This is a genomic window from Bacteroidales bacterium, assembly GCA_035353855.1.
Classification (GTDB): domain Bacteria; phylum Bacteroidota; class Bacteroidia; order Bacteroidales; family CG2-30-32-10; genus DAOQAK01.
Map to the genome: position 1 here is coordinate 53,921 of DAOQAK010000016.1, position 9,672 is coordinate 63,592.

8 protein-coding genes are annotated in these 9,672 nt (G+C 36.1%); 6 read left to right on the forward strand and 2 right to left on the reverse strand.

Annotated features, from left to right (window positions below):
• Positions 1–3: 3 nt before the first annotated feature.
• Positions 4–549 (reverse strand): hypothetical protein, encoded by a 546-nt coding sequence (locus PKK00_05775; GenBank protein HNW97902.1) that lies wholly within the window; start codon positions 547–549, stop codon positions 4–6.
• 37 nt (positions 550–586) lie between these two features.
• A complete protein-coding gene (locus tag PKK00_05780) occupies positions 587–1,675 on the reverse strand; it encodes a hypothetical protein (protein ID HNW97903.1) in 1,089 nt (362 codons plus the stop codon).
• 136 nt (positions 1,676–1,811) lie between these two features.
• Between PKK00_05780 and PKK00_05785 the strand changes: the two genes are divergently transcribed.
• The 6 genes from PKK00_05785 to PKK00_05810 form a co-directional block, all read left to right on the forward strand.
• Positions 1,812–3,830 carry a M13 family metallopeptidase gene (locus PKK00_05785; protein ID HNW97904.1) on the forward strand — a complete coding sequence of 673 codons (2,019 nt, stop codon included), beginning with the start codon at positions 1,812–1,814 and terminating at the stop codon, positions 3,828–3,830.
• Between the two features lie 147 nt (positions 3,831–3,977).
• Complete coding sequence (locus PKK00_05790) at positions 3,978–4,883, forward strand: hypothetical protein (protein HNW97905.1); 906 nt, start codon at positions 3,978–3,980, stop codon at positions 4,881–4,883.
• A 118-nt stretch (positions 4,884–5,001) separates the two neighbouring features.
• The gene (gene clpB / locus PKK00_05795; GenBank protein HNW97906.1) at positions 5,002–7,599 is read left to right on the forward strand and encodes an ATP-dependent chaperone ClpB; all 2,598 of its coding nucleotides are present in this window, start codon (positions 5,002–5,004) and stop codon (positions 7,597–7,599) included.
• 138 nt (positions 7,600–7,737) lie between these two features.
• Positions 7,738–8,274, forward strand: a complete 537-nt coding sequence (locus tag PKK00_05800; protein ID HNW97907.1) for a flavodoxin family protein — start codon at positions 7,738–7,740, stop codon at positions 8,272–8,274.
• A 70-nt stretch (positions 8,275–8,344) separates the two neighbouring features.
• Positions 8,345–8,941 carry a hypothetical protein gene (locus PKK00_05805; protein ID HNW97908.1) on the forward strand — a complete coding sequence of 199 codons (597 nt, stop codon included), beginning with the start codon at positions 8,345–8,347 and terminating at the stop codon, positions 8,939–8,941.
• Positions 8,942–9,078: 137 nt separating this feature from the next.
• A partial coding sequence (locus PKK00_05810; GenBank protein ID HNW97909.1) for a cell filamentation protein Fic occupies positions 9,079–9,672 on the forward strand: 594 nt, incomplete at its 3' end.

Below are 9,672 nucleotides of genomic sequence, written 5' to 3' on the forward strand. Positions count from 1 at the left end.
TTCTTAGAACTTAATAACAACGGGAGTGTAGCTAACTGAGATGTTATTGTTGTTAACTAATTTAAAATTCACAGCAGTGTTTTTATGAATTTCGCCATCAATTTTTAAACGCTGAGTATCTTTCCATTCAATTTTTGATAAACCCATTTTTGAAAATTGCAGACTTTTTGAACTCTCAACAAAAACAACCATTTTCATTTCATCAAAAGTTGCTTTCACAGTTTGCGAACATGCATCGGTTGCTGAAATAGCAGGTGTTACCTGGGTGTATTTAGACATCAATGGAATAGAATCCAAATACATTTCTTTTTTTACACCCGAAACCAAACCATGCTTTTCAGCATTTTCCAGTTTGGTATCAGGAACATAAATCAAAGCATCCAGTTTTGATAAATTCTTCAGGAAAGCTTCAAAACAAGGTTCACACGAAATATACGATGAAGGAGTATGCCCGTTCAATTCTTTTTCACGGTTCTGAACAGGAATAAATCCTGTGAATGTTGCCGATAGCAACATGATAATAAGAATCCAACTTTTTACTTTTTTCATATTTTATTTTTGAGAATGTTTAACACAAATATAAAATTTATTTTGAAATCAAAACGTGGTTATGATACAATGCAAGAAGCACATCTTTTCCTAAGGTAATATTCTTCTGTTTCTCGAGATAAATAAATATTTCGTCATTGGTCTTTATGCCGTCAAATGCATTGATAATCGATTCTGGAATATCAAACGCAAACACAACATTGCTTTCATTTCTTTCAATATATGCTGATGTTTTAATCCGATATGTTCCTTCAATTTCACTAAAGAAACTTATTTCAGGATTAGGAATTAAAACATTTGGAATGACCATCATATTATTATAATGTTCTTTCACTTGTTTCACTAGCAGATTAAACTGTGGTCCATTTACTGAAGAGAATTCCTGTAATGTAAGTTCATTAAAAAGTTCAAACGATTTTTTATAAAATGCGTCCTCCTTTCCTTCCCATTGCTGCCAGTAAAACGAGTATTCATTTTTATGCATTGATAAATCATCCATATCTTCATATGATATATTGCTGTTATCACCAAAAGGCATGGTGTCGCGCAATTCCAGCTTATCAAATACATGCAGTATCACCGATTCCTGGATATGTTTCATGATTGCAGTCATCCTGTTCCAGAACGATATTCCTGCGTGTGCGGTAAGACTTTTACAAAACCATGTTGCACATATTGCTTCCCTGTATTTCCATAAAGAACAATTATATTCCCCTTGCAAATAATAAGGGCATTGTAAATTTATACTTTTACCAAACCCAAGCTTCCGTCCATGTTCATATAGTAAGGAATATTTTTTTGTAGGATAAATTCCATGAGGAAGAACACCTTTTTTTTCTTTTATTTTTTGCAATAAACGTTTCCTGCCCTCTTCCATTTCAGGAGTTGTATCGCTCAATACTGCTCCTACCATATAGTTTGGCAACTTTGGAAAAAAAGTGCAACACTTAGTATCGGGAGCAAATGGTTTCGATAAGTCTTTTTCAAAATCGGCTCGGCTTTCGCATATCATCGGACAGTCCTGACAGTTTGCAAATTTCTCTTCAGGAATTTCGCTATCAAAAAAAACAGGTAAAAACTTATGATATACTTGCGGTACGTATGTTTTAATACTTTTAAATGCCATAATACTTTTTTTATTATAAAATTTTAAGAAAACCAAAGTTATAAAATATCAATAATGTTTTTACATTTGGTAACTTTAAAAAAATCAATTAAAATAAATCACTAAATGAAAAAAATATTTTTTATTTACTTCACTGATGGCTGTTGCAATTAGCGTTTGCAACACATCATGCAATTCTAAAAAGAAAGACAAGGAAAGTCCAGATGCATTGGTAATGCACATCGACTCAACAGTGAAGCCCGGTAACGATTTCTTTCTTTATGCAAATGGAAAATGGTTTAAAGAAAATCCTATTCCTGCAAGCGAACAGAGCAATGGAATTTGGCAATTGATCCAGGATACTGTTAATGCTCAAATCCGCAAAATATGCGAATCATCAGCCACATTGAAAGAAGCTACAAAAGGAAGTAACAAACAAAAAATCGGTGACTTCTTTTCATCAGGTATGGACAGCGCCACCATCAATAAAAACGGCATTTCTGATTTAAAAGATATTTTCGACGAGATTGACGGTATAAAAGACATCAACGGGATTCTTAAATCAGCATCATACATTCATATTGTAGCAGGTTCTCCATTATTTGGATTTTATGTTGCACAGGATGATAAGATCAGCAACAAATATGCTATCTTCCTTTCACAAGGCGGACTAAGCCTTCCCGACCGCAGTTACTATTTCGACAGCGATGCACGTGCAGTAAGTAACAGGGAAAAATTCATTCAGCATCTTCAGAACATGTTTAAAATACTGGGCTATGATGAAGCCAAAGCAAAAACTGCTGCCAGCAACCTGATGAAACTCGAAACAGCTATGGCTAAAGCATCGCGTAAACGTGAAGATACACGCGACCCCTGGGAAAATTATCATAAGATGACTTTGAAGAAACTTTCAGAATCAACTTCAAACATCGACTGGTCGGTATTCTTTGCAGGTGTTGGATTAAACAAAGTTGATTCGGTTATTGTAGGTCAGCCTGAATATTTAACAGCCCTCAATGGTTACCTGAAATCATTTCCTGTTGATGATTGGAAAAATTATCTGAAATATAATCTTGTTAAAAACCTTGCCCGTTATCTTGATGATAAGACCTATATGGAAGTTTTCAATTTCTACTCCACTAATTTACGTGGAATTAAAGAACCTAAACCACGCTGGGAACGCGTAGTTGAACAAACCGACAATTCTCTTGGCGAACTCATAGGACAGGTTTATGTTGATGAATATTTACCAAAAGGGACAAAAGAAAAACTTGTTGAAATTGGCAATGCAATAAAATCGGTTTATGCCGAAAGAATAAAAGCTCTCGACTGGATGAGTGATGTAACAAAAGATAAAGCATTGAAAAAGCTGAACGCAGTAATCATGAAAGTTGGCTATCCCGACAAATGGAAAGATTTAAGCGCTATGAACATTGACCGTACTTCGTTTGTTAAAAATATTATCAATGCCAACAAATGGGAATCAAATTATATGATTTCAAAATATGGCAAACCTGTTGACCGCACCGAATGGGATATGGAGCCACAAACCTATAACGCTTATTACAACCCTTCAAATAATGAAGTTTGCATTCCCGGATGTAATATTATTGTTCCGGGCTATGAAGGTAAAATGGCCGATGACGCTTTGTTGTATTCAATTATTGGTGCAACATTCGGACACGAAATAACTCACGGCTTTGATGACCAGGGTTGCAAATACAATGCTGAAGGAAATCTTCAGAATTGGTGGACTCCAGAAGACAGTGCAAAGTTTTATGCTAAAACAAAAATGATCGTAAAGCAATTCAACAATTATATTGCTGTTGATACATTACACATTAATGGAGAGCTTACACAAGGCGAAAATATTGCCGACTTAGGCGGAATCATTATGGCTTACGAAGCTTTCAAGAAAACAAATCAATTCAAAAATAATGAAATGATTGCCAACTTAACTCCTGCTCAGCGCTTCTTCCTTGGCTATGCACTTGCATGGATGGTTAATGAACGTCCCGAAGCAACAGCGAACCAGGTGAGAAGTAATGAACATTCACCAGCTAAATTCAGGGTTATCGGACCATTATCAAATATGCCTGAATTCTATGAAGCATTTGGTGTTAAAGAAGGTGATGCAATGTGGTTACCCGAAAATTCAAGAATTCGGATTTGGTAATATTTCGAAAATAATTTTTCAATAAATATTTATTTAAGAGCGGGCGTAGATGAATCTACGCCCGCTCTTGTTTTTGAATCTTCACAAACACAATATTTCTTATCTGAAAATCGTTTTATTATTACCAAACCAAACAACTTCTCAATCATGAAAAAAGCAAGATACATTTCAGTGCTATCTTTTGCTATGCTGTTTTATATTTCAGCAACAGCAGAAGTCTCAATGACATTAAAGACTGCCATTGAAAGAAACATTATCAAAATAAGCGCACATGGCGCTATTCCTGACAGTACAAAGCCTTACACCAGCACAGGTCACATTGGTGAATGTTTAGAATTCAACGTTACAAACCTCACAAGTACTCCACTTAAATTGATTGTTGAAAACGGAAGAAAATTCACCAGTGCGGAAGACGACAAACAGGATTTAATGATAACCAACCAACTTATCTTCGTTTTAAACGGAAGAAAGAGCAGCACTTTCAGGGCATATGCCATGTGCATCTCGCCTTATAAAGGTTCGCCAAAACCTTTAACAGTTTTCAATATAAGCAAGATGGCGGATGGCTATTTACTGCAAATATCAGGCATTCTGGAAAAATATAAATTCCAGGATCCAACTGGACAGGATGCCGTTTGGGCTATTATAAAAAATGTTGACTCGAACGCTGTTTATGCTTCTAATAATTTTGAAGGAAATATTCTTAAAAAATTTGTCCAGTTTGCTAAAGAAGGGAAAAAAATCACCGATGACATGCTTTTAGGAAATAATTTATTTGGCCCTATTTTAAACAAACCCGAATATTACATAACAGGGCGTATTACTTGGGAAATGCTGAAAAAAGATAATGCTACTCTTTGCGTTTACGATGAACAGGGAAATTATGTAACAGATATTTTTGTACAGGAAAAATACGAAGCAGGAAAACAATCATACAGTTTTAAATTAACCACCTGCCTTATTCAACCTGATAAAAAATATCTGGTGCGACTCAAAGTTAAAAACAGCACTCTTGAAGAGCTTGCATGTGTTAGTCAAAAACAAGAATATTGATTTTCATAACGACAAAAAGTCACACAGCAAAATTTTAACAATGTCAATATTTCCAGAAAAAAGCCATTTTCCAAAATGGCTTTTATTTTGATTACCTTTAATGAAAAAAATTATTGACATGAATCTTGAGAACTTTACCATAAAATCGCAGGAAGCCATTCAGAAAGCGCAGGAATTCGCATATTCCGGCGAACACCAGGCTATTGAGACAGCACATTTATTAAAAGGAATTCTTACCGTTGATGAAACAGTTGCTCCTTATCTTTTAAAGAAGCTAAATGTGAACATCAGTAATCTTGAAAATGTTTTGAACCGCATCATTAATTCTTATCCAAAAGTTTCAGGTGGTGCGCAATACCTGTCTCCTAAAGCCAACCTTGCTTTACAAAAAGCAAATTCATATTTAAAGGAATTTGGTGATGAATTTATTTCTATCGAACATATCCTGATTGGCTTGCTTCACACGAATGACGATATTTCCAGCTTGCTTAAAGATGCCGGTGTTACTGAAAAAGAATTAAAAGTTGCGATAAAAGATTTGCGCAAAGGTTCAAAAGTAACATCACACAGCGCCGATGAAACGTATCAATCGTTGAGTAAATACGCCAACAATCTGAATGAAATGGCGCAATCCGGAAAACTTGACCCTGTTATTGGTCGTGATGATGAAATAAGAAGAATTTTACAAATACTTTCACGCCGTACAAAAAACAATCCTATTCTTATTGGAGAGCCCGGTGTTGGGAAAACCGCAATTGCCGAGGGTTTGGCGCATCGTATCATTCGTGGCGACGTTCCAGAAAATCTGAAAAACAAAAAAATATTCTCGCTCGACATGGGCGCACTTATTGCCGGTGCAAAATACAAGGGCGAGTTTGAAGAACGATTGAAAGCTGTGATAAAAGAAGTCATCAACTCCAACGGTGATGTGATTCTTTTCATTGATGAAATTCATACCTTGGTTGGAGCCGGTGCCAGCGAAGGTGCCATGGATGCCGCAAACATTCTGAAGCCGGCGTTATCACGAGGCGAACTTCGTGCTATAGGTGCAACTACGTTAAAAGAATATCAAAAATATTTTGAAAAAGATAAAGCGCTTGAACGTCGTTTTCAGATTGTAATTGTTGATGAGCCTGACGCAAACGATTCTATCTCCATACTTCGCGGATTGAAAGAACGCTACGAAACTCATCACCAGGTACGGATAAAAGATGAAGCAATCATAGCAGCAGTAGAGCTTTCGCAGCGATACATTGGTGACCGCTTCCTGCCTGATAAAGCCATCGACCTTATTGATGAAGCCGCTTCTAAATTACGATTGGAAATAAATTCAGTTCCCGAAGAGCTTGATGAAACGGAAAGAAAGATTCGTCAGCTTGAAATTGAACGCGAAGCTATAAAGCGTGAGAACGATAAAATAAAATTAAATGAACTGAATGAAACCATTGCCAATCTTAACGATGAACGCAATAAACTGAAAGCAAAATGGCAAGCAGAAAAAGAAGTTGTTGACGGAATACAGAAAAGAAAAAAAGATATTGAGAATTTCAAATTCGAAGCAGAACAAGCTGAACGCAGCGGTGATTACGGCAAAGTAGCCGAACTGCGTTATGGAAGAATTAAAGAAGCCGAGAATGAGCTGGCTTTGCTGAATAAGAAATTACAGGAAATGCAGGCCGATGCAGCATTAATAAAAGAAGAAGTAGACGCCGAAGACATTGCCGAAGTAGTTTCGAAGTGGACTGGCATACCTGTCAGCAAAATGATGCAAAGCGAAAAAGAAAAATTATTGAACCTCGAAAATGAATTACATAAACGCATCGTCGGCCAGGATGAAGCCATAGAAGCCATTTCCGATGCCATACGCCGCAGTCGTGCAGGTATGCAGGATGCAAAGCGACCAATCGGTTCATTCATATTTTTAGGAACTACCGGTGTTGGAAAAACAGAACTGGCAAAAGCTTTGGCCGAATTTTTATTCAACGATGAAAATTCCATAGTGCGTATCGACATGAGCGAATACCAGGAACGGCATACTGTTTCTCGCTTGATTGGCGCGCCTCCGGGATATGTGGGTTATGATGAAAGCGGACAATTGACCGAAGCGGTAAGACGTAAACCATACAGCGTAGTGCTTCTCGATGAAATTGAAAAAGCACATCACGATATTTTCAATATTCTATTACAGGTTTTAGATGAAGGCCGACTGACCGACAATAAAGGCAGGACAGCCGATTTCAAGAATACAATTATTATCATGACTTCAAATATGGGTTCGCATATCATACAGGAAAAATTTGAATTCTTAAATGAAACGAACCGTGATGATGTGCTTGCATCTACACGTAACGAAGTTTATGATTTGCTGAAAAAATCAATACGACCTGAATTTTTAAATCGTGTTGATGAAATAATCATGTTCAACCCGCTTACACGCGACGAGATAAAACAAATTGTAATAATGCAGTTAAATAAAGTTCAGAAGATGCTTGCCGATAGCGGCATTACGCTTACCATTGCTTCCGATGCCATTGACTGGATAGCGCAACTGGGCTTCGACCCGCAACTGGGCGCACGTCCGCTGAAACGCGTGATACAACGAAAAGTGCTGAACGAACTTTCAAAAATGATACTCTCGGGAATGGTGCATAAAGAAAGTGAGATCGTTCTCGATTTCATTGACGACAAAATTGTTTTCTTCAACAAAACAAAATAATTTTACCTTAGAGACTGTTTAAAATTCTTGCAAGTAAAATTTTTATATTTCTTTTATATTCTTTAGTGATATTTTGGTGTCCGCCTTGGCGGATGGTGTTTTAGTGGCAAATATTTTATATTTAAATTTTTAAAAAAAATGAGTAAAAAAGTTTTAGTATTATCATCCAGCCCCAGGAAAGGCGGCAATTCCGACACACTCTGCGACCAGTTCATTTCAGGAGCAAAAGAAGCAGGACACGAAACAGAGAAAATATTTTTAAAAGATAAAAAAATAAATTACTGCACAGGTTGCGGCGTTTGTTTTGAAAAAAGAAAATGCTCGCAAAAAGACGACATGACTGAAATATTGGATAAAATGATTGCAGCCGATGTTATTGTAATGGCAACGCCTGTATATTTCTACACCATGTGCGGGCAGATGAAAACCATGATCGATCGTTGCTGTGCCCGTTACACCGGTATTAAAAACAAAGAATTTTATTTTATTGTAACTGCTGCCGTAAAAAGCAAACAGGCAATGGAACGAACCATTGATGAGTTCAGGGGATTCACTTCATGCCTTACAAATCCTAAAGAGAAAGGTATCATCTACGGTACAGGCGCATGGAATATTGGTGATATAAAAAATACCGATGCCATGAATAAAGCATTTGAAATGGGGAAAAATATTTAAGTAGATTTTTTTATTTACAAAGTAAAAATATCAGTAATATAGCAACACAAAAGTTGAACTAAACCTTAAAATGAGAATTAAAGAGTTCATTATCATCCTTACTTTTTCTCTCTTCAGACAGTTTTGTTTATCTCAGACAAATGAGACTTTTCTTGACTCATTAAATAACAAGGAAAGCTTGATATACCTTTCAGACTCTTTAACAAGACATGAAATTGCTTCATTCAGTATTAGAGGTAAATCTATTTTTGAGGCGGACAGTTCTATCAAACAGACCTTGTACGAAATACCACTTGTAAATTGTACAGACACTTCTGCATACTTTGAAAAAGGAGATTTCTATGCAAGCGAGATAATTGTTGGAATTTTTTCCGAAAACAAATTTTCAAAGCATAGAATTAAAGAGGTGCAATTCATTCACTACAAATATGGATTAATTCTTCCAGACAGTGCAATCGCTGGAATTTATGACCCAATTTTCTGTTTAAATAATTATAAGAAAAAAAAGGAGCACTTTTCTAATTGTAAAGTGTTTCGGTCATCAGACAAAAAAAGAATTTATATTTATATGCTCAATGGACACGAAAAAAAACAGTATGAAATAACATGGGTAATACAAGACAGCAAATATTTTACTCGTGTTCTAGACTTTGTAAATAATGAATAACAAAAGAAATAAGGCTGTTGCAAGCGCATCGTTGAAAGTAATTGTAATGTAACACATCATACAACAACTACAAAATAAAAATTATCATAACTTTGAAAAGAATATTACAGAGTTTCGGAATAGATAACTTTTAAATTATGAGCAATGCAAAAATATCCATACGTTTTTTTGACGACCGCGAAGTGCGAGCCGTTTGGGACGAACAAAACGCCAAGTGGTGGTTTAGTGTGTTGGATATAGTTGCTTTGCTTACCGACCAAGACGATTACACCAAAACCCGTAACTATTGGAAATATCTTAAAGCGAAGTTGAGGAAAGAAAACAGCCAAGTGGTTAGTGCCACTACCCAGTTGAAACTCATCGCACCTGATGGCAAAAAGCGTTTAACTGATATGTTGGATTACACCGGTATTATTGCCTTAGGTAAAGAATTTCCGGGCAAAAAGGCAAACCGATTTATTGAATGGTTTACATACAGTGATGAAAGCATAGACGGAAAAAGCAAATCAAAAGCGTATGCAATGTTTGAAAGTTCTTTTATCAACAGCATTGAAGTTGGCACTACCAAAGGTTTGCAACAAATACACGCTTATTTGTTTGGCGGATTGTATGATTTTGCTGGACAAATAAGACAAAAAAATATTTCAAAAGGTGGTTTTCAATTTGCTGTTTCACGTTTTTTAGGCGACACATTAAAGCAAATAGAAGCAATGCCCGAAACTACATTTGAC

Bases quoted from the DNA above. Each gene is read 5' to 3' on its own strand.
- PKK00_05775 (HNW97902.1), bottom strand. From the start codon at position 549: ATGAAAAAAGTAAAAAGTTGGATTCTTATTATCATGTTGCTATCGGCA.
- PKK00_05780 (HNW97903.1), bottom strand. From the start codon at position 1,675: ATGGCATTTAAAAGTATTAAAACATACGTACCGCAAGTATATCATAAG.
- PKK00_05785 (HNW97904.1), top strand. From the start codon at position 1,812: ATGGCTGTTGCAATTAGCGTTTGCAACACATCATGCAATTCTAAAAAG.
- PKK00_05790 (HNW97905.1), top strand. From the start codon at position 3,978: ATGAAAAAAGCAAGATACATTTCAGTGCTATCTTTTGCTATGCTGTTT.
- clpB (HNW97906.1), top strand. From the start codon at position 5,002: ATGAATCTTGAGAACTTTACCATAAAATCGCAGGAAGCCATTCAGAAA.
- PKK00_05800 (HNW97907.1), top strand. From the start codon at position 7,738: ATGAGTAAAAAAGTTTTAGTATTATCATCCAGCCCCAGGAAAGGCGGC.
- PKK00_05805 (HNW97908.1), top strand. From the start codon at position 8,345: ATGAGAATTAAAGAGTTCATTATCATCCTTACTTTTTCTCTCTTCAGA.